Source organism: Pseudoduganella sp. R-34, assembly GCF_049904655.1.
In the GTDB taxonomy this organism is placed as follows: domain Bacteria; phylum Pseudomonadota; class Gammaproteobacteria; order Burkholderiales; family Burkholderiaceae_D; genus Rugamonas.
Genome location: NZ_CP184572.1, coordinates 4,953,053 through 4,974,958 on the forward strand (window position 1 = coordinate 4,953,053; position 21,906 = coordinate 4,974,958).

At 64.5% G+C, this 21,906-nt stretch carries 19 protein-coding genes; 7 read left to right on the top strand and 12 right to left on the bottom strand.

Annotated elements, in window-relative coordinates:
• Nucleotides 1–17: 17 nt before the first annotated feature.
• From iscR to ACN9MW_RS22760, 6 genes are all read right to left on the bottom strand, one after another.
• Nucleotides 18–500: a Fe-S cluster assembly transcriptional regulator IscR gene (gene iscR / locus ACN9MW_RS22735; RefSeq protein WP_057259448.1), complete on the bottom strand. Its 483-nt coding sequence runs from the start codon at nt 498–500 to the stop codon at nt 18–20.
• A 147-nt stretch (nt 501–647) separates the two neighbouring features.
• A complete protein-coding gene (locus tag ACN9MW_RS22740) occupies nt 648–1,409 on the bottom strand; it encodes a uracil-DNA glycosylase (RefSeq protein ID WP_426162937.1) in 762 nt (253 codons plus the stop codon).
• A gap of 55 nt (nt 1,410–1,464) precedes the next feature.
• Nucleotides 1,465–1,776 (bottom strand): c-type cytochrome, encoded by a 312-nt coding sequence (locus ACN9MW_RS22745; RefSeq protein WP_426162939.1) that lies wholly within the window; start codon nt 1,774–1,776, stop codon nt 1,465–1,467.
• A gap of 10 nt (nt 1,777–1,786) precedes the next feature.
• Nucleotides 1,787–3,010, bottom strand: a complete 1,224-nt coding sequence (locus ACN9MW_RS22750; RefSeq protein WP_426162942.1) for a molybdopterin-dependent oxidoreductase — start codon at nt 3,008–3,010, stop codon at nt 1,787–1,789.
• A 46-nt stretch (nt 3,011–3,056) separates the two neighbouring features.
• A complete protein-coding gene (locus ACN9MW_RS22755) occupies nt 3,057–4,397 on the bottom strand; it encodes a hypothetical protein (RefSeq protein ID WP_426162944.1) in 1,341 nt (446 codons plus the stop codon).
• Between the two features lie 33 nt (nt 4,398–4,430).
• Nucleotides 4,431–4,835, bottom strand: coding sequence for a hypothetical protein (locus tag ACN9MW_RS22760; protein ID WP_426162946.1), 405 nt, complete (start codon nt 4,833–4,835; stop codon nt 4,431–4,433).
• Nucleotides 4,836–4,964: 129 nt separating this feature from the next.
• On the opposite strand from ACN9MW_RS22760, the gene ACN9MW_RS22765 reads away from it, so the two are divergent.
• Together ACN9MW_RS22765 and ACN9MW_RS22770 are read left to right on the top strand one after the other, a co-directional pair.
• Nucleotides 4,965–8,642 (top strand): ATP-binding protein, encoded by a 3,678-nt coding sequence (locus ACN9MW_RS22765; RefSeq protein ID WP_426162948.1) that lies wholly within the window; start codon nt 4,965–4,967, stop codon nt 8,640–8,642.
• 86 nt (nt 8,643–8,728) lie between these two features.
• Nucleotides 8,729–10,402: a diguanylate cyclase gene (locus ACN9MW_RS22770; RefSeq protein WP_426162950.1), complete on the top strand. Its 1,674-nt coding sequence runs from the start codon at nt 8,729–8,731 to the stop codon at nt 10,400–10,402.
• Here the strand turns inward: ACN9MW_RS22770 and maiA are convergent, their stop codons facing one another.
• From maiA to ACN9MW_RS22785, 3 genes are read right to left on the bottom strand one after another with little or no spacing between them, the layout of a single operon-like run.
• Nucleotides 10,403–11,047 carry a maleylacetoacetate isomerase gene (maiA, locus tag ACN9MW_RS22775; protein ID WP_426162952.1) on the bottom strand — a complete coding sequence of 215 codons (645 nt, stop codon included), beginning with the start codon at nt 11,045–11,047 and terminating at the stop codon, nt 10,403–10,405.
• A complete protein-coding gene (locus tag ACN9MW_RS22780; protein ID WP_426162954.1) occupies nt 11,044–12,066 on the bottom strand; it encodes a fumarylacetoacetate hydrolase family protein in 1,023 nt (340 codons plus the stop codon). Before ACN9MW_RS22780 ends, maiA begins: the two co-directional genes overlap by 4 nt.
• Nucleotides 12,067–12,087: 21 nt before the next feature.
• On the bottom strand, nt 12,088–12,618 hold the full coding sequence (locus tag ACN9MW_RS22785) for a VOC family protein (RefSeq protein ID WP_426162956.1): 531 nt from the start codon (nt 12,616–12,618) through the stop codon (nt 12,088–12,090).
• Between the two features lie 86 nt (nt 12,619–12,704).
• Here ACN9MW_RS22785 and ACN9MW_RS22790 point away from each other — a divergent pair, with 86 nt between their 5' ends.
• Nucleotides 12,705–13,574, top strand: a complete 870-nt coding sequence (locus ACN9MW_RS22790) for a LysR family transcriptional regulator (RefSeq protein ID WP_426162958.1) — start codon at nt 12,705–12,707, stop codon at nt 13,572–13,574.
• 8 nt (nt 13,575–13,582) lie between these two features.
• Nucleotides 13,583–14,143, top strand: coding sequence for a gamma-glutamylcyclotransferase (locus tag ACN9MW_RS22795; RefSeq protein ID WP_426162960.1), 561 nt, complete (start codon nt 13,583–13,585; stop codon nt 14,141–14,143).
• An 8-nt stretch (nt 14,144–14,151) separates the two neighbouring features.
• Here ACN9MW_RS22795 and ACN9MW_RS22800 read toward each other — a convergent pair whose 3' ends face one another.
• Both ACN9MW_RS22800 and ACN9MW_RS22805 read right to left on the bottom strand, forming a co-directional pair.
• Complete coding sequence (locus ACN9MW_RS22800; protein WP_426162962.1) at nt 14,152–14,283, bottom strand: hypothetical protein; 132 nt, start codon at nt 14,281–14,283, stop codon at nt 14,152–14,154.
• A gap of 459 nt (nt 14,284–14,742) precedes the next feature.
• Nucleotides 14,743–15,909 carry a PA0069 family radical SAM protein gene (locus ACN9MW_RS22805; RefSeq protein ID WP_426162964.1) on the bottom strand — a complete coding sequence of 389 codons (1,167 nt, stop codon included), beginning with the start codon at nt 15,907–15,909 and terminating at the stop codon, nt 14,743–14,745.
• A 125-nt stretch (nt 15,910–16,034) separates the two neighbouring features.
• On the opposite strand from ACN9MW_RS22805, the gene ACN9MW_RS22810 reads away from it, so the two are divergent.
• From ACN9MW_RS22810 to ACN9MW_RS22820, 3 genes are read left to right on the top strand one after another with little or no spacing between them, the layout of a single operon-like run.
• Nucleotides 16,035–16,613 (top strand): DUF2760 domain-containing protein, encoded by a 579-nt coding sequence (locus ACN9MW_RS22810; protein ID WP_426162966.1) that lies wholly within the window; start codon nt 16,035–16,037, stop codon nt 16,611–16,613.
• Complete coding sequence (locus tag ACN9MW_RS22815) at nt 16,610–18,457, top strand: Hsp70 family protein (RefSeq protein ID WP_426162968.1); 1,848 nt, start codon at nt 16,610–16,612, stop codon at nt 18,455–18,457. Before ACN9MW_RS22810 ends, ACN9MW_RS22815 begins: the two co-directional genes overlap by 4 nt.
• Entirely contained in the window at nt 18,454–21,285 is a 2,832-nt protein-coding gene (locus ACN9MW_RS22820) for an Hsp70 family protein (RefSeq protein WP_426162970.1), read from the top strand. Before ACN9MW_RS22815 ends, ACN9MW_RS22820 begins: the two co-directional genes overlap by 4 nt.
• Here ACN9MW_RS22820 and ACN9MW_RS22825 read toward each other — a convergent pair.
• Complete coding sequence (locus ACN9MW_RS22825) at nt 21,278–21,904, bottom strand: tRNA-uridine aminocarboxypropyltransferase (RefSeq protein WP_426162972.1); 627 nt, start codon at nt 21,902–21,904, stop codon at nt 21,278–21,280. The genes ACN9MW_RS22820 and ACN9MW_RS22825 overlap by 8 nt on opposite strands.
• Nucleotides 21,905–21,906: the final 2 nt, after the last annotated feature.

Genomic DNA, 21,906 nt, shown 5'->3' on the forward strand with positions numbered 1-21,906 from the left:
AAATTACTCCAATTCGGTTAACCGAGGGCTGCTTGGTTGCTGTTGCGGTGCACATGGACTGGCTGCTCTGCCGCGGCTTTGGCTTTTTGCTGGTCCACCAGGTCCTGCAGCGACACGGAATCCAGGTAGTCGACCATCTTTTCGTTCAGGGTGGCCCACAGTTCGTGGGTCATGCAGCGGGCGCCGTTCGCATGGTCGGCGCCGTGGCAATTCTCCTTGCCGCCGCACTGGGTTGCATCGAGCGGTTCGTCAACAGCAATAATGATGTCGGCGACGGTCACCTTGTCTGCCTTGCGGGCCAGGCTGTAGCCGCCGCCAGGGCCGCGGATCGATTCCACGATTTCGTGGCGGCGCAGCTTGCCGAACAATTGTTCGAGATAAGACAGGGAAATCGACTGGCGCTGGCTGATTCCGGAAAGCGTCACCGGACCCTTGCCCTGGCGCATAGCCAGGTCAATCATCGCAGTCACTGCAAAACGGCCTTTGGTAGTCAGACGCATCACAACCTCGGTTCAACTCAGTTAAAATATCGTTCTGTTCTCGCAAATCAAAACCTGATTACTTGAACGATTTAGTCAAGTATAACAGACTTGCGCAGACCTTGCCGGACGCGCCTTTCGCTGTCCGAGGGGCAATACGCGCCCTTCTTACCTCTTCAGCAATCCCATCGGGCCGAACAGCGCCTGCATTTTCTTATTAGCAATAAACGACAGGTTGTAAGGGTGTTCCGCCACGATCTGCGGCAAGGCCTGCACGCTGGGCAGCTTGTTGAGCTGTTCGGCGATCTTTCCCCAAAGAATTAATTTTGGCTGCTGGATGGCCAGCGCCTGCATGACGGTCTCGAAGAATGGCAGCCAGGCCTTGGCATCTTTCACTGGAGCAACATGCGGGCGGAACACCAGCGAGGCGTTCAGCAGCAGGAAGCCGTGGCCGTGCAGGCGCTCCTGCATCTCGGCCAGGGTCTGGATCGCGGCGCCGGACTTGGCACGGGTTGAACAAGCGGCGAGGGCTTCGCCGGCGGTATTGCTTTCCTCGAGCTGGCCATCGGCGACCAGCAGCATTTTCATGAAGTTGCGCAGCGAAGTGGCTTTATTGACGGGCTTGGACAGGCCGCCGCCCTCTTCTTCCGACCACAGGCCTTTGACAGCGCCGTCCATGAAACAGACGCCGGTAGCGCTTTCTGCACGCGGATAAGGCCCCTCGCCCACCAGTACGTAGCGCACCTGCTCCAGCGGCTGCTGGAAGGCGGCAAACAGGCGCAGTTCGGTCGGCAGGTAGCTGTCATCCGCCAGTTCCGGCAGGTAGGCCGGGTTGGCCGCTGCAATCGCCTGCAGGCCGCGCTCCAGGATCGGACGCCACGAAGGGTGGGCACGGTCGAGCGCTTGCAGGATGGGGCTGGGAATCGTCATGGCGGCTGTCGGTGATGGGCAAAGGCGAGATTGTATCGCCGCCAGCCATTGCGGTCTACGGCTTGGGCTTCTCCGCACCGTAGACTTTGGCGAGGTAATCCACCATGGCGGGGACGTCGTCGTCCGAGAACTGGGCGCCGAACGGTTTCTTCATTTTCTTCACCGTAGCCTCCCAGTAGCTGCGCGGCGACGTTGGCGGCTGCATCTGCGCGTACTGCGCCGAGTGGCATAGCAGGCAGTTGGCCAGCACGAGCTGGTAGCCCGGCAATGTGCTCTGTTTGTAGGCCGCCGTCTCGTCGGGCAGCTTGATCTCGGCAGCGCTGGCGGCGCCGGCGGACAGCAGGAGCATGATGGCAAAGGTCTTCATCGGTTCCTCCTCAAGCCGCGATGACGCGGGTGGTTTCCACCACGTTGCGCATATAGCCGGCCGCGTTCCACAGTGCGGTCGAAGGCTGGCTCTGGCCGATTCGGTTCACGGCGCGCACCATCAGTGTGTGCTCGCCCTTGCCCGGCTTGAACGAAGCGCTCCACTCGCGGAAGGAATACTTGCCCATATCCTTCCCGAGCGTCGCGGCCTGCCAGCTCTTGCCGCCGTCGGCAGAGAAGGCGACTTCGGTGATGCCGTAGCCGCCGTCGAAGGCGATGCCTTTCACAACCACCTGCTTGCCTGCTTTGAGCCGCGCACCGTCCTGGTGGCTGGTAATGAAAGACCGCACATTGAAGCGGTTGATCGGCACCGTTTTGGCCGGCGTCGTGCCCGGCGTTACGCAAGCGCAGGCGTTATCTGCAATGCGGTAGGCGCTGGCGACCCAGAAGCCGTTGAAGGGCTTGTCCAGCACCGTGATGTCCGACAGGTGCTTGATCCAGTAAGTGCCGTAATAGCCCGGCACTACCAGGCGCAGTGGATAGCCGTTCAGCATCGGCAAGTCTTCGCCATTCATTTGCCAGGCCAGCATCACTTCCTCCTCAAGCGCGTGGTCGATATTGAGCGACTTGACGAAATCGGGGCCGTCGCCGGCGGGCGGCGTATCGAGGCCATTGAACGCCACCTGCACTGCGCCGGCCTTGATACCCACGCGCTCCAGCACTTTTTTCAGCGGCACGCCAGTCCAGCGCGCATTGCCCATGGCGCCGTTGGAAAGCTGGCCGCCGTTGGCGCGCGGGGCAAAGTGGCCACGGCTATTGCCCGAGCATTGATTGACCGCGACAAGCTCGATTGGGTCGGCGAGCTGGCGCAGTTCCGCCAGCGACAGTTCCAGCGGCATGTTGACGTGGCCGCCGATCTTCAGGCGGTAGCTCTGCGGGTCGATCGAGGTCGGAATGGCGCTCCAGTGATAGCGCACGAAGAAGGCATCGTTCGGCGTCAGCACACCTTCGCCGAACACGCTGAAGGGTGTTTCGAGCTGCGGCGGGCGGCTGGTCAGCACGATCATCGGGCGCTTCTGCGGAAACGCCACCAGATCCCTTTCGCCATTTTCAAACGGCAGCGTCACGCTGCGCGAATCGGCCAGCGCCGACAGCGCCGGGCTGCCCAAAGCGGTCGCCACGCCCGCCATGCCTGCCTGTTTCAGGAATTCACGTCTTGGAATGCTGCTTTTCATGCCTGCCTCCCGGTGGGTGATTCACTCGAGATGCAAATTTATCATGCTATTCCGCTGGGGAATCGGAATTCTTCAGCCTGACGTTGGCGGCGCGCAGCTTGCGGTACAGGAAGGCCACCGCGAGCAAGGCCGCCGCGGCCAGTGCTGCGGCCACCGACCAGGCCAGCCGCAGCTTCGACTGGTTGCGCAAATCCTTGGTGTTTTCATCCTTCTGGCGCAAGAGTTCTTCGTCTTCGCGTTCTCTTTTCTGGAGTTGGGTCTGGACCGTGTTGGCGTCCTGCGCCTTGCGCCCCGCGCGCGCGTAGACCTGCAGCGCAAGCTCCTTCAGACCGACATAGTCCAGCGCCCGCGCATATTCCGATAGCGCGTCGGCATCCATCATCTCGATGTTGACCGCCTCGATGGCATCCCTGCCGGCGTCAAGCTGGCCCAGGTAAATCAGGGCGATCCCTTCGTTGAACTGCGAAATCTCCGCCATTTCGCTGTTGCCGGTAGCCAGGGCAGCCTTCTTGGATTCCTGGCTGAGCGACAACGCCTCCTTGTAGTCCTGGCTTTTCAAGCTCATGTCCGCTAGTGTGACTTGCAGCTCGGGCACATCTTCATCCATATGGTGTTTCTGCAGCCAAGCCACCACATCGTTCAGGGCTTCGCGGGCGCGTGCAACCTGGCCAGCGCTTTCAGCGATCTCCCACTCGGCATAGCGGGCCCGGATCATCGGTCCGTCGAGCGGGATCAGCGCAGCCTTGGCTTTCAAGACGTCGATCGACTTCAGTGCTTCCTGGCTGCCGCCGGCCAGTCCGTTCAACGCATAGGCCCTGGCGCGCAGCGCCATGAATTGAGCGATGGGCTGCCCCGACTTGTCAGCCAGCGCCACGGCATTGTCGATGTACTCCAGTCCCTTGCGCCCATTCCCGCGGCGGATTTCATCCTGGCCAACAGTAAGGATTACTTTGGCCTGGAGCGCAAAATCGCTGGTCTGTTCGGCCAGCTGGCGCGCCAGTTCCAGGTTCTTGCTCGCGGCCTCCCGGTCTTCCAGCGCGGAGAAAAGATAGGAACGGTCGAGCAAGCTGTTGGCGATGATCGATTCGTCATCCAGTTGATGGCCGATGCGCTCTTCCTCCGCGACCGCCTTCAGCGAGGTGGCGCGGTCCGAAGTCCGGGTAACTTTGCTGAGCACGGAATAATAAGTCGCCTGGTCACGCTGCGGCCACTGCCCGACTTGCGGTTTCAGTTTCTGCAATTCGGCCAGGGTGCTATTGGTGGCGAGGTAGGAAAACTCCCGCAACTGCCCCAGGCGAGCTGTCACATCCTGTCCCCAGGCCAGCGGCTGGGCCAATGTGGCGGCGAGGAAGGACATGCGAAGCACGCGCGGAATATTGCAAAACATACAGCTTTCGATTTGATAGGGAGTAAATATATTTTACTGCCCGGCAAACAAATCGTGTGCATTCAGGATTGCAAAAGCGATTTCCGGGTGTCGATCAAGGCATTTGCGTATCGCCGCAGGTACAGTTTGCCGCGTTTTTCGACACAGGCCGGGCCGGTCGCCCAGCTCGATCTGGAAGCCGCGCACAGTGCGCACTTCGTTCGGGCCGGGCGCGATGCGGACCGAGACGCCAAGCTGCTCTTCCAGGCGCTGGCCAATGCGCATCAGTTCCGCATACGTGGAGATCGCCTCGATGCGTTCGAGCAGGCGCTTCTCTTCCTCCTTGGTCAGGCGCAGGACGCGCAAGTCGGCCTGCGGGTCCTCGAGCAGTGACTCGCGCTGGCAGTCGCAGGCGCCCGGCGGGCACTCCTTACGGATGGGAAAAGGCGGCATCGTCATCGCCCCAGTATCCGTTGCTTGCATCGTGCTGTCAAACGCGGCCGGAGCCTTGTCTGTATAGGACACTTGTGTGCGCCGTTCAAGTTCCGTACAGTGCAGAATTGCTAAAAATTACAGCTAGAGAAACGTGTGACTATCAATCCGGAAAGCTTGCAGTTTCTTGCTTCCCCAGATGCGCTCGGCCAGCAGATCGCAGCCTTCGACTGGTCTTCCACGCCGCTTGGACCGCTCGATGCCTGGCCGCAGAGCTTGCGCACGACCGTCAACCTGATGCTGAATTCGAGCCATCCGATCTGGATCGGCTGGGGTCCGGATGCCACTTTTCTCTACAACGATGCCTACATCGACGTGCTGGGTGCGGCCAAGCACCCATGGGCGCTGGGCCGGCCGGCGCAGCAGGTCTGGGCCGAAATCTGGCACTACTGCGGCCCGCTGGTCGACAAGGTATTCCAGCGCGCCGAATCGAGCTACGTCGACGCGGTGCAGCTTTTCATGAACCGCGGCGACTGGGTGGAGGAAGTCTGGTACTCCTTTTCCTACAGCCCGATCTTCAATGAAGCCGGCGCAGTCGGCGGCCTGTTCTGCCCTTCCACCGACACGACAGGCACGCGCCTCAATGCGCGCCGCCTGGCCGCGCTGTCGACGCTGTCGGCCAGCGCCTTGCGCGAGCAGGACGTGGCCAGCGCCTGCGCCACCGCCATGCACACGATCGCCGAGAATCGGGAAGATATGCCTTTTGCGCTGTTGTTCAAGCGCACCGGCGACAGCATACGCCTGCAGCAAACGGCGCACGTTGCGGAGGAAGCCTGCGACCTGGCGCTGTGGCCAGTGGAGCAAGTCCTGGCCAGCGGCGAAGCGGCAACAATTGCAACGGATGGCATGCCCGGCCTGCCTTCAGGCCTTGCAGGCCAGGCGGTGCGCTTGGCGCTGGCCTTGCCCATCACGGATGGGGTGCTCGTCCTGGGCACCAGCCCCGCCCGCCAGCTCGATGCGGAATACCGCACCTTCTGCGACCTGGTGGCGGGCCAGCTATCGGCTGCCGTGCAGAATGCCAGCGCCGCTGCCGAGCAGCGCCAGCGCGCCGAAGCGCTGGCTGAACTGGACCGCGCCAAGACCGCCTTCTTCAGCAACGTGAGCCACGAATTCCGCACGCCGCTGACGCTGATGCTGGGCCCCATCGAAGAAGCGCTGGGCGACAGCGCCAGCCGCCTGCCGGCTGTGCACCACGAACGCCTGCGGCTTGCGCAGCGCAACGCCCTGCGCCTGCAAAAGCTGGTCAATACCCTGCTTGACTTCTCGCGCGTGCAGGCCGGCCGCATGCACGCCACATATGCCAGGGTTGACCTGGCCGGCCTCACCCGCGACCTGGCCAGCGGCTTCCGCTCGGTGGTCGAAAGCGCGGGCCTGTACCTGGCAGTCGACTGCGAGGAAGTCGATACCGGCGCCTGGGTTGATGTCGCGCTGTTCGAGAAAATCGTGCTGAACCTGCTGTCCAACGCCTTCAAGTTCACCTTCGACGGCGGCATCACGGTCAGGCTGCGGCAACAGGGCCAGTCAGCCGTGCTGTCGGTGACCGATACCGGCGTCGGCATTTCGCCCGACCAGCAGCAGCGCATTTTCGAACGCTTCCGCCGCGTGGAAGGCTCGCGCTCGCGCACGCACGAAGGTTCCGGCATTGGCCTGGCGCTGGTGCGCGACCTGGTGGAGTTGCTGCACGGACGCATCGACCTGGAAAGCAGGCCGGGTGTCGGCAGCACATTCTCCATCACGCTGCCGCTTGGCCACAGCCACTTGCGCGAGGACCAGTTGACCAATGTCGCCGACGCCGACACCAGCGAAGTGCGTGAAGCCTTCCTGCTGGAAGCGCAGCGCTGGCTGCCGCAAGAAGACGACGAGGAACCATTCCTCGACCTGGCCGACGACGAGAGCCTGCTGACGCTTGGCGCACACGTGCTGGTGGTGGACGACAACGCCGACATGCGCGCCTACTTGGCGCGCCTGCTGCGCCAACGCTGGCACGTCAGCACAGCCGCCAACGGGCGCGAAGCGCTCGACGCCATGGCGGCCGGCATGCCGGAGCTGGTGGTGTCGGACGTGATGATGCCCGAGCTGGACGGCTTTGGCCTGATCGCGGCCATGCGCGCCGACCATGCGCTGCACGACGTGCCGGTGCTGCTGCTGTCGGCCCGCGCCGGCGAGGAAGCGCGCATTGAAGGCGTCAATGCCGGCGCCGACGACTACCTGGTCAAGCCCTTCTCCGCCCGCGAACTGCTGACGCGGGTCGACTCGCAGCTGATGCGGGCCCGCATCCGCCAGGCCGAACGCGCCCATATGGTACGCATGGCCAACACCTTCCAGCAGGCGCCGGCCGCCATCGCCATTGTGCGCGGCCCCGACCTGGACTTTGAACTGGCCAACGATCGTTTCGTGGAACTGAGCTGGCAGCGCGAGCTGATCGGCTTGCCGATGCGGCGCGCGTTCCCGGAACTGGAGGGCCAGGGCATGGTGGAGGAAATGGAACTGGCGCTCACCAGCGGCCAGCCGGTGACCGGCAAGGCGCGCCGCGTCATGCTGAAGCGCGACGGCGGCCTGCAGGAATGCTATTTCGACTATGTGCACCAGCCGGTGCGCAATGCGCGCGGCGAAGTGGACCGCGTCGCCATCGTCGCTTTCGAAGTGACCGAACTGGTGCGTGCGCGGCGCGATGCCGAACTGGCCAACCGCACCAAGGATGATTTCCTGGCGATGGTGGGGCACGAGCTGCGCAACCCGCTGTCGCCGATCCTGATCGCGCTGGAACTGATGCGCCTCAAGGGTCTGGGCGGCCTGGCGCGCGAGCATGCAGCCATCGAACGCCAGGCCCACCACCTGGTGCGGCTGGTGGACGACCTGCTTGATGTGGCGCGCATCGCGCAAGGCAAGATTGCGCTGCGGCCCGAGCGCGTCGAACTATCCAGGCTGCTGGCGCAAGCGCTCGAGACGGTCAGCGGCCTGCTGGAAGAACGCCAGCAAAGCCTGGAACTGGACGTGCCGCCGCACGGCCTGGCGGTCGATGCCGACCCGATGCGTTTTGTGCAGGTGCTGGTCAACCTGCTCACCAATGCAGCCAAGTATTCCAACCTGGGCGGCCATATCCGGCTGCAGGCTGGCGCCGTCAAGGGACGCGCCGTAATCAAGGTGCGCGATACGGGCATCGGCATCGGCCCGGAAATGCTGCCGCACCTGTTCGACAAATTCGTGCAGGCGCCGCAATCGCTGGACCGTTCGCGCGGCGGACTGGGGCTGGGCCTGGCGATTGCCCGCAGCCTGGTGCAACTGCACGGCGGCGAGATCGAGGCGCATAGCGCCGGACTTGGCGCCGGCAGCGAGTTCACCATCCGCATGCCGCTGGCGGGCGACCTGGCCAGCGCGCCCCTTGCCAGCGCAGCGCCAGGCGGCCTGGCCGCCGCCGCGCCGCGCCGCGTGCTGCTGGTGGACGACAACCAGGACGTGCTGCAAGGCTTGCGCGCCCTGCTGGAAGTCGGCGGTCACGAGGTGCAGGCCGTCGCCGATCCTGCCAGCGCACTACGTGCCAGCGCCAGCTTCGTGCCCGACCTGGCCATCCTCGACATCGGCCTGCCCGGCATGGATGGTTATGAGCTGGCCACCGAACTGCGGCGCCGTCCCGGTTATGGCAACACGCGGCTGGTGGCCCTGACCGGCTACGGCCAGCCGGCCGACCAGGCACGCGCCCATGCGGCCGGCTTTGCGGCCCATCTTGTCAAGCCGATTACGCCCGCCCAGCTGTACGCCCTGCTGGTCGATTAAATGCGCCGGGAGCGTTGCAAAACTGCCACGATAGTTGCCTTTAGGGAAATTAAGTTGCACGCGACCGTGCTACACTCATTTCCCCTATGCGTCCCCACTTTTCCCGCCGTGCTGTCCAGTGCCTTGCCGCCGCCTTGTGGCTGGCCTGCGCCTGCAGCCATGCCCTGGCGGACGAACGGCGCGTACTGGTGCTGTACTCTCTGGGCGCCGATTCTTCCTCGGGCTGGCAAAGGCTGGTGCACAAGGGCCTGTACGACGAACTTGAACGCAGCAGCCAGGGCGCGACGCCGGCCATCTTCGAAGAGCGCTTCGACGCCAACCGGGTCGGCGAGGACAAGTCGCAAGAGGGCATGGCGCCCTACCTCGCCACCAAGTACGCCGACGTCAAGTTCGATGCCATCGTGACCGAGAACTTCGTCGCGGCGCGCTTCCTGTCCAGCCATCCGGAACTGTTTGCCGGCGTGCCGCGCCACTATGTCAATCACGGGCGCGAGCAGTGGCAGCCGCGCGATGGCATGGCTTACGAGGTGAGCTCCGATTTCGAGCGCGCGATCGGCGTGATTCCGCTGGTGGCGCCGAACGTGCAGCATATCGCCATCGTCGGCGACAAGACTACGCGCGGCCAGCTGTGGCTGGAGCGCATCCGCAGCGTGATGCCGCGTTTCCCGTCCATCCGCTTCGAGGTGTGGGACGATGGCAGCGTGCAGGAATTGCGGCAGCGCGCCGCGCGGCTCGATCGCAGCAGCGCCATCTTCATGCTGGCATCGCTGCGCGGCGAAGGCAATGCACGGCTCCAGCCGCGCGAGCTGGCGCTGCAGATTGCAGCAGCCACCAGGGCGCCGCTGTTCACCCATTCCGAATCGCTGGTGATGCCGGGCGTGGTGGGCGGCTATGTGGTCAGCGGCGAGGCAGTGGGCCGCATGATGGCGCGCCTGCTGCTGGGCCAGCCGGCCATGACCAGCCAGGTGCAGGGCTATTATTTCGACTATCCAACGGCGCGCCAGGCCGGCTTGCGCAACCTGCCGCAGGATGCGGTGATCCTGAATCGTCCGCACAATGTGTGGGAGCTGTACCGCTGGCAGATCGTCACGGCGGGCGCGCTGATCGTGTTCGAGGGCCTGCTGATCACAGCGCTGGTGTTGTCGCTGCGCTCAAGGCGCCGCGCAATGTCCGAGCTGGCATCGGAACGCAGCAGCCTGGAGGACCGCATTTTGCAGCGCACGCTGGAACTGCTGCAGGCCAACCGCAAGCTGGAACAGCTGGCCACCACCGACCCGCTGACCGGCATCGCCAACCGGCGCAAGATGACGGAGCAGATTGCGCAGGAGCTGGAACGCGCGCGGCGCTTCCACCACCCGCTGTCGCTGCTGATGATCGATATCGACCACTTCAAGCGCATCAACGATACCTACGGCCACGAGGTGGGTGACCAGGCGATCATCCAGACTGCGACGTTGCTGACGGCGAGCCTGCGCGCGGTGGACATGGTGGCGCGCTTCGGCGGAGAGGAGTTTGTGCTGCTGATGCCCGAAACCCATATCGCGGTGGCCGTGCATGCGGCGGAGCGCTTGCGCGAACGCGCGGCGGAGCTGCGCGTGCGGATAGAGCCGGGCGTCGAGGTCGAGCTGACGATCAGCATCGGCGTGGCGGCAGCCGACCCGCATGGCACGCCGGACACGCCCTCCTCCCTGCTGGTGCGCTCCGACAAGGCGCTGTACCGGGCAAAGAAGGAAGGACGCAACCGCGTCGTGCAGTTCTGATTACTCTGCGTCAGGCTGCGAGGAAGGATGCGCCGCCTTAAACGCCGGCAAATCGGCACAATTGGCAGCAATGCGCGCCACGTTCGGATAGGGCGTCAGATCGATATTGAAGCGCTGCGCGTTGTACACCTGCGGCACCAGGCAGCAATCGGCAATGGTCGGCGTGTCGCCATAGCAGAAGCGGCCGGCGTCGCCGTCGCGCTCCAGGTGTGCTTCGAGCGCCTGCATGCCCTCGCCCATCCAGTGGTAGTACCAATCCATCTTCTGCTCTTCGCTCAGGCCCATCGGACCCTTGATGTGCTTGAGCACGCGCAGGTTCATCAGCGGATGCGTATCGCAAGCGACCGTCTGTGCCAGGGCGCGCACGCGGGCGCGGCCCACCGCATCCTGCGGCAGCAGTGGCACCATCGGATGCACCTCTTCCAGGTACTCCATGATGGCCAGCGACTGCGTCAGCACGATGCCGTTGTCCTCCAGCGCCGGCACCAGCCCCGCGGGATTGACCTTGCGATAGGCCGGCGCCAGCTGCTCGCCGCCGTCGCGCAGCAGGTGCACCGGCACCGCTTCATACGCCAGCCCTTTCAGGTTCAGCGCAATGCGGACGCGGTAAGCGGCCGAGCTGCGGAAGTAAGTATAGAGCTTCATTGACGTTCCCCGTAATTGCGCACGGTCTGGTCGATGGCGCCGAAGATGGTCTTGCCTTGCGCATCATGCATCTCGATGCGCACGGTGTCGCCGAATTGCAGGAAACCGGTTGCCGGCTTGCCGCCTTCGATGGTTTCGTACATGCGCACTTCGGCCAGGCAGCAGTAGCCCACGCCGCCGTTGGCAATGCTGGAGCCATGCAGGCTGCCCTGCTTGTTCGACACGGTGCCGGAGCCGATGATGGTGCCGGCGCACAGCTCGCGCGTCTTGGCGGCATGCGCCACAAGCTGGGCGAAGTTGAAGGTCATGTCTTCACCGGCATTCGGCTTGCCGAATGGCTGGCGGTTGATCTGCACCAGCAGCGGCAGGTGCAGCTTGTTGTCCTGCCAGGCCTTGCCCAGTTCTTCGGGCGTGACGGCCACCGGCGAGAACGCACTGGCTGGCTTGGAGTTGAAGAAGCCGAAGCCCTTTGCCAGTTCGTTCGGGATCAGGTTGCGCAGCGAGACGTCGTTGACCAGCATGACCAGGCGGATGGCCTGGGCCGCTTCTTCATCGCTGGCGCCCATCTTCACGTCGCCGGTGATGACGGCCACTTCCGCTTCCAAGTCGATGCCCCAGGCTTCGTCGAGCGCGTACACCGGGTCGCGCGGGCCGACGAAGCTGTCCGAGCCGCCCTGGTACATCAACGGGTCGGTGTAGAACGATGCCGGCACTTCCGCGTTGCGGGCCTTGCGCACCAGTTCCACGTGGTTGATGTAGGCAGAACCGTCGGCCCACTGGTAGGCGCGCGGCAGCGGCGAGTGGCACATGCTTTCGTCGAAAGGCTTGGCGCCCGATGCGCTGCCCTGGTTCAGCAGGGCGTAGATCTGTTTGAGCTGCGGCGCGGCGACGTCCCAGTTGTCCAGCGCATCCTGCATGGTGGCGGCGATGTTCGGTACCGGCTGGCAGGATTTCAGGTCGCGGCTAACAACGACCAGGCGGCCGTCGCGGCTGCCGTCTTTCAGGGAAGCGAGTTTCATGTATTTCCTTAGTTCCGGATCTTAATTCTGCGGCGCGTGCATCCAGGCTGCATGCTTGGGCGCCTTTTTCGTTTTAGACCATTCTTCCAGCATTTCCCACTTCACATCATCCAGCTTCCGCATCATTTCCGGAGTGCCGGTGTTGGCGGCCAGTTCCAGGCGGTGGCCGTTCGGATCGAAGAAGTAGATCGACTTGAAGATGGTGTGGTTGACAGGGCCCAGCACCTCGATGCCGGCGGCCACCAGGCGCTCCTTGGCGGCCAGCAGCTCGTCCATCGATCCTACTTCCAGCGCCAGGTGTTGCACCCAGGCCGGGGTATTTTCGTCGCGCCCCATTTCCTTCTGGGTCGGCAGCTCGAAGAAGGCCAGGATGTTGCCCTGGCCGGCGTCCAGGAAGACATGCATGTAGGGGTCCGGGGCCTTGGTCGAAGGCACTTCATCCTCCGCGATGGCCAGCACGAAGTTCATGTTCAGGTGCTTGACGTACCACTCGACGGTTTCCTTGGCGTCTTTGCAGCGGTAGGCAACGTGGTGGATTTGCTTGATTTTCATGGCGGGCTCCTTTGTATCCCGCCATTAAACTCTTGTTTCAGCTATCATACAAACGATAATTTCACGTCCATTTATTAGTTTTCCTGATGAGTCCAACCGTTCGCCAGATGCGCGCCCTGGTCGCCGTCGCCCGCACCGGCAGCTTCACCGCGGCCGCCGACCTGCTGCATGTCACCCAGTCCGCCCTATCGGGGCAGATCAAGGAGCTTGAGCAGCTGCTGGGCGTGAAAGTGGTCGAACGCAATACACGTCGTGTGCAACTTTCCGAAGTGGGGCGTGAGCTCTATCCCCTGTTCGACAAGATGCTGCAGGACCTGGATGGGGCGATGGCCGATATCGCCAGCCGCAAGGCATTAAAGAAGGGCATCGTGCGGGTGGCAGCACCACAGATGATGGCGTGCACCTTGCTGCCGCAGGTGATCGGCGCCTTCCGCGCTTCTTATCCGGACGTACAGGTGCAACTGGTGGATTGCCCGGTCGACAACGTCGCCGCACGCGTGGTCAGCGGCGAGGTGGATGTCGGCATTGGCCCGGAACGCGACGTGACGGCCGAAGTGGATGCGCAACTGCTGTTCGAGATGCCTTTCGTGGTGGTCTTCCCGTCCGCGCACCCGCTGGCCGCCAGCCGCACGGTCGCCTGGGCGGAGGTCAACCAGCATCCCTTCATCGCCTTGCAGGGCCAGTTCACCGAACGGCTGCTGCGCGACATGACCACGCTGGCGCCCTACAACGAGGTGACCTTCATGACGACCGCCCTGGCCATGGTGGCCGAAGGGCTCGGCATCACCGCCTGCCTGCCCTATGCGGAGCCGATGGTGCGCCTGTACGGACTGGAAATGCGGCCACTGGTCGAGCCGGAACTCAAGCGCAAATTCTTCATCTACACCAAGACCTCGCGCACCCCCTCCCCGGCTGCGGAACGCTTCATCAGCGTGCTTGGCGAGTATTCCCTATAATCTGCCGCATGTCGCACAATACGATTGAAGCCAACCAGGCAATGGACAAGTTCGACGGCCACCACCAGGTGTGGCTGTTCGGTTATGGCTCGCTGATTTACAAGGCGGACTTTCCCTTCATCGAGCGCCGGCCCGCGCACATCTTCGGCTGGTCGCGCCGCTTCTGGCAAGGTTCGCACGATCATCGTGGAACACCTGAAGCGCCAGGCCGCGTGGCCACACTGATTCCAGCCGAGGGAGACGTCTGCCACGGCATGGCCTACCTCGTTACGCCGGAAGAATTCGCCCATCTCGACCATCGCGAAAAGAACGGCTACCTGCGCGTGGCCATCGACATCCATTTCGAAGCAGGCGGCGTGGAAGAAGGCCTGATCTATATTGCCGCCGCCGACAACGCGGCCTGGCTGGGCGAGGCGAGCGTGGAAGAAATCGCCCACCATATCGCTTCCGCGTCCGGTCCAAGCGGGCCGAACATCGAATACTTGCTGCGCCTTGCTGCTGCCTTGCGGGAAATGGGACATCACGACGAGCATGTGCATGCCATCGAGGCATATCTCGATCGCCTGTAATAGGCCCATCAGGCGACGAAAGGCAAGCCGATCAGGAAAACCACAAAACCGATCAGGCCAGCAAATCCGCCGAGATTCACGAGGAACTTACCGGTATGTTCAGTGTCCTGGAAGTGATACTGAAGAAATTCGTTGATCATGGTGGCCTCCTTCTGCAATGGGCGCACTTCATCATAGTCCGAATTGAACTACCAGGCGAACCAAGGCTGCCCAAACGGTCAAAAACAGTGAGAACGCAAACGTTGAGTAATGGCGGAGCGGGGCAACACCTTCAGGCCTATGCAGCGACGTTGGAAATGTTGCGCCACCAGCAGCTACGATACTTGATGCCGCAATGATGAAGACTGCTACTCCCTGTACGTAGCCAACACTCGTGGTTCCCAGAACGCTTCTTCCAACGCCGATTTCATATAACGCTGATGCAGAAAAGGCGATTGCTGTCCAGCACAGCTGACCATCCTTGACAGGAAGGAGCAACTTCAACGCAGACCTGTTTTCCTGAGGCATCGGGAACGCCCTCAGGATTGCGAGCACAAGCACAGGTGCCGTAAGCGGTAGCATGACATTGATCAGAAACCAGCCCATCATCGCCTCCGATTTCAGAAAAGATTCATTTGCCCCGCTTTGGCTGCAGCGGCTGCACGGGCGCCGGAGGGTGGAATGTATTCAGGCCGCTTGAACTGGGTGCAGTCGAGCGAACGGAACTTGCTGTGGCGGCCGTGGAAGCCGAAGCGGGTGATGCCTTTCTCGATGCGCTGCAGGATCAGGTCCGCCCACACGCCTTCGCCGCGCATGCGTGCGCCAAACTCGGCTTCGTAATCCTTGCCGCCGCGCATGTCGCGCACGCGGTTCATCACGCGCGCGGCCCGGTCGGGGAAATGCGCTTCCAGCCACTCCTTGAACAAGGGGCTGACTTCCCACGGCAGGCGCAGTACGACATAGGTCGCCATCACCGCGCCGGCATCGCGCGCTGCGGACATGATCTTCTCGATATCGGGCTCAGTGACAAAAGGAATGATCGGCGCAATGCTGACGCCAACCGGAATGCCGGCCTTGGCCAGCGTCTCGATCGTGCGCAGGCGGCGTGCCGGCGCGGCGGCGCGCGGCTCCAGGGTGCGCGAGATCTTGCTGTCCAGCGTGGTGATGGTGACCGATGCGGCAGCCAGGTTGCGCGCAGCCATCGGCGCGAGGATGTCGATGTCACGCTCGATCAGCGAGGATTTGGTGATCAGGCCAACCGGATGGTTGCACTCGGCCAGCACTTCCAGCACCCGCCGCGTGAGCTGGTATTCGCGCTCGCAAGGCTGGTAGGCGTCGGTATTCACGCCCAGTGCGAGCGACTCCACCTGATAACCTGGCTTGGACAATTCGGCGCGCAGCAGGTCCGGCGCATTTACCTTGGCGAATAGCTTGGTCTCAAAATCCAGGCCGGGCGACAAGCCCAGGTAGCTATGCGATGGCCGCGCAAAACAATAGATGCAGCCATGCTCGCAGCCGCGATAAGGGTTCAGCGAAACATTGAACGGAATATCGGGCGACTGGTTGCGCGTGAGGATGGTCTTGGCCGTTTCCGCGGTGACAATGGTGCGCGGTGGAAGCAGTTCAGCCTCGGCATCATCCGGATCGGGTGCCCAGCCGTCGTCGAACGCTTCACGCGCCTGCAGCTCGTATCTTCCTTGCATGTTTGATACCGCACCGCGCCCTTTTTTGGCCTTGAGCGATTGCGGCGGCAGCATGACCTGCCCTTCGAATTCATGGTCCTGCATGCGGCGCCCCGAAGCATCACTGTATATACATACAGTATTCTAATCCGCCTGCGCCAAGGCTGCAAGCCAAGCTGGTATCATGCGCACTTCTCCGGGATATCCCCCGACATTCAAAGAGCAATAACATGAGCAAAACCACCAATCTGCCCTCCTTTGGGAGCAGGATTTCCCTCGCCTTTGGCGCCTTTTTCAAAACCCTGGGCGATGCTGAATTCGCCGCCCGCGTGCGTGACGACAGCGTGGGCCCCGCGGCGGCTCCGACTGCCGCATCAGCACCTGCACCAGTCGCCGCCCCAGTGCCAGCCGCCGCGCCCCTGCGCGAAGCCACACCCGACGCAGCACTGCAGCTCCTGTCCCTGTTCCAGCGCGAAGCCCGCCTGATCGACTTCACGCAGGAAAACCTGTCCGGCTATTCGGATGCCGACATCGGCGCCGCTGCCCGCGTGGTGCATGAAGGCTGCTCCAAGGTGCTGCGCGAGCACTTCACGATCGATGCCATCCGCTCCGAAGCGGAAGGCAGCCGCGTGACGCTGCCGGAAGGCTTCGATGCATCCGCCGTGCGCCTGACCGGCAATGTGGTCGGCAAGGCGCCGTTCACCGGCACCCTGAGCCATCGCGGCTGGCGCGCCTCCAGCGTGCGCCTGCCGAAACTGGCGGAAACGCATGACGCCAAGGTATTGGCACCGGCCGAGGTGGAATTGTGAGCGATCCGCGTTTTGCCATCGGCATCGACCTTGGCACCACCCACAGCGCGCTGTCCTACGTTGAACTGGCGGGCAGCGATGGCGAGAAAACCAGGCATGGCGTGCTGGGCGTGCCCCAGCTCACCGCGCCAGGCACGGTAGAAGAACTGCCGCTGCTGCCAAGCTTCCTCTACCTGCCGCATCCGGACGAGCTGGCGGCCGGCGAACTGGCCCTGCCCTGGGCTGCTGCCGACGGGACGCCCGCAGTGACGGGCGAAATGGCCCGCAGCCGCGGCGCCACCACGCCGATCCGTTTGGTGTCGAGCGCCAAGAGCTGGCTGTGCCACCCTGGCGTGGATCGCCGCGCAGCCATCCTGCCACATGACGCGCCGGAAGAGGTGTCGCGTGTGTCGCCGCTGGAGGCTTCGACCCGCTACCTGAAACACCTGCGCGCTGCATGGGACAACGCCCATCCGGACGCGCCGTTCACGCAGCAGGCAGTCACGGTCACCATTCCTGCATCGTTCGACCCGGCCGCGCGAGAACTCACTGCCGAAGCGGCTCGCGCCGCCGGCTACGAGAACGTCACCCTGCTGGAAGAGCCGCAGTCGGCGCTGTACAGCTGGATCCAGAGCAGCGATGGCCGCTGGCGCAAGGAAGTCAAGCCGGGCGACGTCATCCTGGTGGTGGACGTGGGCGGCGGTACCAGCGACTTCTCGCTGATCGCCATTCTCGAGCGCGACGGCAAGCTGGAGCCGCACCGGGTGGCCGTGGGCGACCACATCCTGCTGGGCGGCGACAATATGGACCTGGCGCTGGCTCACCTGGTCGCGCGCAAGCTGGCTGCCAACGGCACCCAGCTTGACGCCTGGCAGATGCGCGCGCTGACCTACGGCTGCCGCGCGGCCAAGGAAAACCTGCTGGCCAACGCCCAAGCCGAAACCTGGCCTATCGTGGTGCCAAGCCGCGGCTCGAAGCTGATCGGCGGCTCGATCCGCACCGAACTGACGCGCTCTGAAGTCACGGCCTTCATCACCGACGGTTTCTTCCCGAAAGTGGAAGCTTCCGCGCGCCCCGCCGTGCGTTCCCGCGCCGGTCTGACCCAGCTTGGCCTGCCTTACGCGCAGGACGCGGCGATCACCAGGCACCTGGCAGCTTTCCTGGCGCGCCAGGCAGGTGCTACGGCGGAACTTGAAGGCTTTGCCGCCAATCCGGCCCATACCTTCCTGCATCCTAGCGCGGTGCTGTTCAACGGCGGCGTGTTCAAATCCGAACTGCTGGCCAATCGTGTGATGGAAACCATCAACGAATGGCTGTCCATGGAAGGCGCGGAACCGGCGCGCATGCTGGACGGCGCAGACCTGGACCTGGCCGTCGCACGCGGCGCGGCCTATTACAGCTACGTGCGACTCGGCGCCGGGGTACGCATTCGCGGCGGCACGGCGCGTTCCTATTACGTTGCGGTGGAATCGTCGATGCCGGCCATTCCGGGCATGGAGCCGCCGATCCAGGCGCTGTGCGTTGCACCGTTCGGCATGGAAGAAGGCAGCGAGCTGGAACTGCCGGGCCAGGAATTTGGCCTCGTGGTCGGCGAGCCGGTGCACTTCCGCTTCTTCGGTTCTTCCGTGCGCCGCCAGGACCAGATCGGCGCCGTGCTCGATTTCTGGGGACCGGAAGAACTGATTGAGCTGAACGAAATCCAGGCCACGCTGTCGCCGGAAGGCCGTTCCGTTGGCGAAGTGGTGCAAGTGCGCCTGCATGCCTGCGCCAGCGAGTCCGGCACCCTGGAACTGCTGGCAGTGGCGCGGGATGGCCAGCGCTGGAAGGTCGAATTCGACGTGCGCGGCGCCGGCGAAGGCCAATGACGCGGTACCTGGTCAGCATCGACCTGGGCACCACGAATTCGGTGCTTGCCTATGCCGCGCCGGGCGGCGACGTGCAGTTGCTCGAAGTCGAACAACTCATCGCGCCCGGCGAGGTTGGCAGCGCCGTGCTGCTGCCCTCCTCCCGTTATCACCCTGCCAGCGGCGAATTTGCCGCGGGCGAGTTGCAGTTGCCGTGGCCGGAGCCGGCCGTGGCGGACGCGCCGCCCGCAGCGGTCATTGGCCGTCTGGCACGCAAGCTGGGCGGACAGGTGCCGGGCCGGCTGGTCGCCAGCGCCAAGAGCTGGCTGTCCCACACCGGCGTCGATCGCATGGCGCCGATCCTGCCCTGGGGCGCCGCGGACGACGTCGAGCGCGTTTCGCCGGTGGCGGCCAGTGCGAGCTATCTCGCGCACCTGCGGGCGGCCTGGAATGCGCGCTTTCCCCACGCGCCGCTGGAGCATCAGCAGCTGGTGCTGACCATTCCCGCATCGTTCGACGAGGGCGCGCGCGCGCTCACGCTGGAAGCGGCGCGCATGGCGGGCTTGCCGGCCGTGCGCCTGCTGGAAGAACCGCAGGCGGCCCTGTATGACTGGCTGTATCGCCACCGTGCAACGCTGGCGCAGGACCTGGCCCAGGCGCGCCTGGTCCTGGTCGCCGACGTCGGCGGCGGCACTACCGACTTCACCCTGGTCAAGGTCGAGATGGCCGGCGGCGAACCGCAATTGACCCGCATCGGCGTCGGCAACCACCTGATCCTCGGCGGCGACAATATGGACCTGGCGCTGGCCCACCTGGCCGAACAACGCCTGGGTGGCGACGGCAGCGGCGCGGCGCCCCCGCAGCGCCTTTCCGCGGCGCGCCTGGCGCAGCTCACGGAACGCTGCCGCGCGGCGAAAGAAATCCTGCTCGCGGCCGACGCACCGGAGCAAGCCGCGGTCACTTTGCTCGGCTCCGGCTCAAAACTGATCGGCGGCAGCCGCTCCGTCGCGCTGCTGCGCGCAGACGTCGAGCGCATTGTGCTGGACGGCTTCTTCCCCCTCAACGAAACCCAGCAGCTCGCGCAGTCCAAGCGCGGCGGCATCGTCGAATTCGGCCTGCCTTACGCCAGCGACCCGGCCATAACGCGCCACCTCGCCAGCTTCCTGCGCCAGCACGCTGGCGCCGCGCGCGAAGCATTGGGAGTGCCGGACGACGGCAAGCTTGCCGTCCCCGACACGCTGCTGCTGAACGGGGGCGTATTCCGCGCCGCCAGGCTGGCCGCGCGCCTGGCCGACACGCTGTCGGCGTGGCGCGGCCAGCCTGTGCGCGTGCTGCACAATGACGATCCCGATGTCGCGGTCGCGCGCGGCGGCGTCGCCTATGCGCTGGGCCGGCAAGGCATGGCGCCCGCCATCGCCGGCGGTTCTCCGCGCAGCTATTGGCTGCTGCTCGATAATGCCCGCGCTCCGGGCGTAACGCGCCGCGCCGTCTGCCTGCTGCCGCGCGGCTCCGCCAGCGGCCATGAAGTGCGCCTCGCCGATCGCAGCTTCGCGCTGCGGCTCGGACGCCCGGTGCGCTTCCACATCGCCACAACGCTGGCCGATGCCGTGCCACCGCAAGCGGGCGAGGTCGCCGACCTGGCGCCTGGCGAGCTGACCGCGCTGCCGGCCATTGCCACCGTGCTACGCGACAGCAAGGACGCCAACGCGCGCAAGGAAATCACCGTGCAGCTGGCGGCCTCGCTGACTGAAGTGGGCACGCTGGAAGTGCATTGCGAAGGCAACGGCCAGCGCTGGCAGCTCGAATTCCAGCTGCGCGAACACGGCGCGGACGCCACGGCGGCAGCCGACGCCAACGATGCCGATGACGATGACGCCGCGGCAGCTCCCCTGCCGGTTCGCCTGCCCGAAGCGCTGGAGAAGATCGACCGCATCTTCGGCAGCCGCGCGCAACAGGTCGACGCCAGGGAAGTGCGCCAGCTGCGCGGCCAGCTCGAACACCTTCTCGGCAGCCGCGAACGCTGGGCAACGCCCGTGCTGCGCCGCCTGTTCGATGCCCTGCTGGAACGCGCCAAGGGTCGCCGCCGGTCGGCGGAGCATGAACGCACGTGGATGAACCTTGCCGGCTACAGCCTGCGGCCGGGCTTCGGCCATCCGCTGGACGAATGGCGCATCGAACAGCTCTGGGCGATGTTCGACACCGGTGTGCAAAACCACAAGGACAACCAGGTCTGCGCCGAGTGGTGGACACTGTGGCGCCGCGCATCGGGCGGTCTGCCGCCAGCGGCCCAACTGCGCCTGCTGGACGATTTCGCCTTCAACCTGCAGGCCGACGCCAGTGAACGCGGCCGCCGTCCCGTCACCCTGGTCAACGGCAGCGAAGAAGACATGCTGCGCCTGGGCGCTTCGCTGGAGCGCATTCCATCGGCCTACAAGGCGGAAATCGGCAACTGGATGGTGGGGGAGCTGGGGAAAGCAAGGAGTCTCGCCGCGCAAACCCGTTATCTCTGGGCGCTGGGCCGTGTCGGCGCACGCCGGCCATTCCACGGCAGCGCACATGACGTGGCGCCGGTCGAAACGGTGGAGCAGTGGCTGCAGGCGGTCATGCTGCTGGACTGGCGCAAGGTGGAGCCGGCGGGCTTCGCAGCAGCCCACCTGGCGCGCATGACCGGCGACCGTTCACGCGATATCAGCGATGCCCTGCGCCTCGAAGTCGTGCGCCGGCTGCAGGCTGCGGGAGCGCCGCCAGGCTGGCCGGCCATGGTGCGCGAGGTTGTCCAGCTCGACCAGGCCAGCGAGCAGCGCATGCTGGGCGAGGCGCTGCCGCCGGGCCTGAAGCTTCTCAGCTAGCCGCGCTGCCGCGCGCAGCCTGCGCTTGCTGCTGCGCGACGAAGCCGTCGAAGGCCGCGATGACGCACTGGTAGCCTTGCTCCGTGCCCTCCAGCTGCGCCAGCGCGTAGCAGCTTGCTTCCAGCGTCGAGAGCTGGTCCGGCGCGTGCGCCTTGCGGATCAGGTAATGCGATGGCGGCGTGTCGCGCAGCGGAAGGCGCGGCAGGGCTTGCAGCGCCGGGTTCAGGTACAGCATCTTGCGGCTCTTGCGCCAGGTGGCGTCCAGCACCACCAGCCGGACTTGCGCCGGCGCCAGCACGGCATTGAACTGCGGCGGCGGCGCGATGCCGTGCGAACGGTCGCCTGGCGTGTCGGGGTACAGCAGCACCGGCTGGCGGCCGCCTGCCTCGAGCAGGTCCTGCAGCGCGGCTTCATCAAACTGTTCGCCAACTTCCATGCGGCTGCCAGGCAGGCAAAGATGCAGCAGGCGTGCACTGCCCTTGGCGTTGCTCACTTCCATGGGATGCTGCAGGATCAGGACCTCGACCGTGCTGGCCACCGGCGCCGCCCAATGGCAGATGCAGGTGGCGGCAGGGCGCAGGCAAGTGCTGCAAAGAAGTCGGCGCGGCAGGCTGTTCATGC

Bases quoted from the DNA above. Each gene is read 5' to 3' on its own strand.
- ACN9MW_RS22800 (WP_426162962.1), bottom strand. From the start codon at position 14,283: ATGATCAACGAATTTCTTCAGTATCACTTCCAGGACACTGAACATACC.
- ACN9MW_RS22780 (WP_426162954.1), bottom strand. From the start codon at position 12,066: ATGAAACTCGCTTCCCTGAAAGACGGCAGCCGCGACGGCCGCCTGGTC.
- ACN9MW_RS22750 (WP_426162942.1), bottom strand. From the start codon at position 3,010: ATGAAAAGCAGCATTCCAAGACGTGAATTCCTGAAACAGGCAGGCATG.
- ACN9MW_RS22825 (WP_426162972.1), bottom strand. From the start codon at position 21,904: ATGAACAGCCTGCCGCGCCGACTTCTTTGCAGCACTTGCCTGCGCCCT.
- ACN9MW_RS22795 (WP_426162960.1), top strand. From the start codon at position 13,583: ATGTCGCACAATACGATTGAAGCCAACCAGGCAATGGACAAGTTCGAC.
- ACN9MW_RS22810 (WP_426162966.1), top strand. From the start codon at position 16,035: ATGAGCAAAACCACCAATCTGCCCTCCTTTGGGAGCAGGATTTCCCTC.
- ACN9MW_RS22760 (WP_426162946.1), bottom strand. From the start codon at position 4,835: ATGACGATGCCGCCTTTTCCCATCCGTAAGGAGTGCCCGCCGGGCGCC.
- maiA (WP_426162952.1), bottom strand. From the start codon at position 11,047: ATGAAGCTCTATACTTACTTCCGCAGCTCGGCCGCTTACCGCGTCCGC.
- ACN9MW_RS22770 (WP_426162950.1), top strand. From the start codon at position 8,729: ATGCGTCCCCACTTTTCCCGCCGTGCTGTCCAGTGCCTTGCCGCCGCC.
- ACN9MW_RS22740 (WP_426162937.1), bottom strand. From the start codon at position 1,409: ATGACGATTCCCAGCCCCATCCTGCAAGCGCTCGACCGTGCCCACCCT.
- ACN9MW_RS22820 (WP_426162970.1), top strand. From the start codon at position 18,454: ATGACGCGGTACCTGGTCAGCATCGACCTGGGCACCACGAATTCGGTG.
- ACN9MW_RS22805 (WP_426162964.1), bottom strand. From the start codon at position 15,909: ATGCAGGACCATGAATTCGAAGGGCAGGTCATGCTGCCGCCGCAATCG.
- ACN9MW_RS22745 (WP_426162939.1), bottom strand. From the start codon at position 1,776: ATGAAGACCTTTGCCATCATGCTCCTGCTGTCCGCCGGCGCCGCCAGC.
- ACN9MW_RS22755 (WP_426162944.1), bottom strand. From the start codon at position 4,397: ATGTTTTGCAATATTCCGCGCGTGCTTCGCATGTCCTTCCTCGCCGCC.
- ACN9MW_RS22790 (WP_426162958.1), top strand. From the start codon at position 12,705: ATGAGTCCAACCGTTCGCCAGATGCGCGCCCTGGTCGCCGTCGCCCGC.
- iscR (WP_057259448.1), bottom strand. From the start codon at position 500: ATGCGTCTGACTACCAAAGGCCGTTTTGCAGTGACTGCGATGATTGAC.
- ACN9MW_RS22785 (WP_426162956.1), bottom strand. From the start codon at position 12,618: ATGAAAATCAAGCAAATCCACCACGTTGCCTACCGCTGCAAAGACGCC.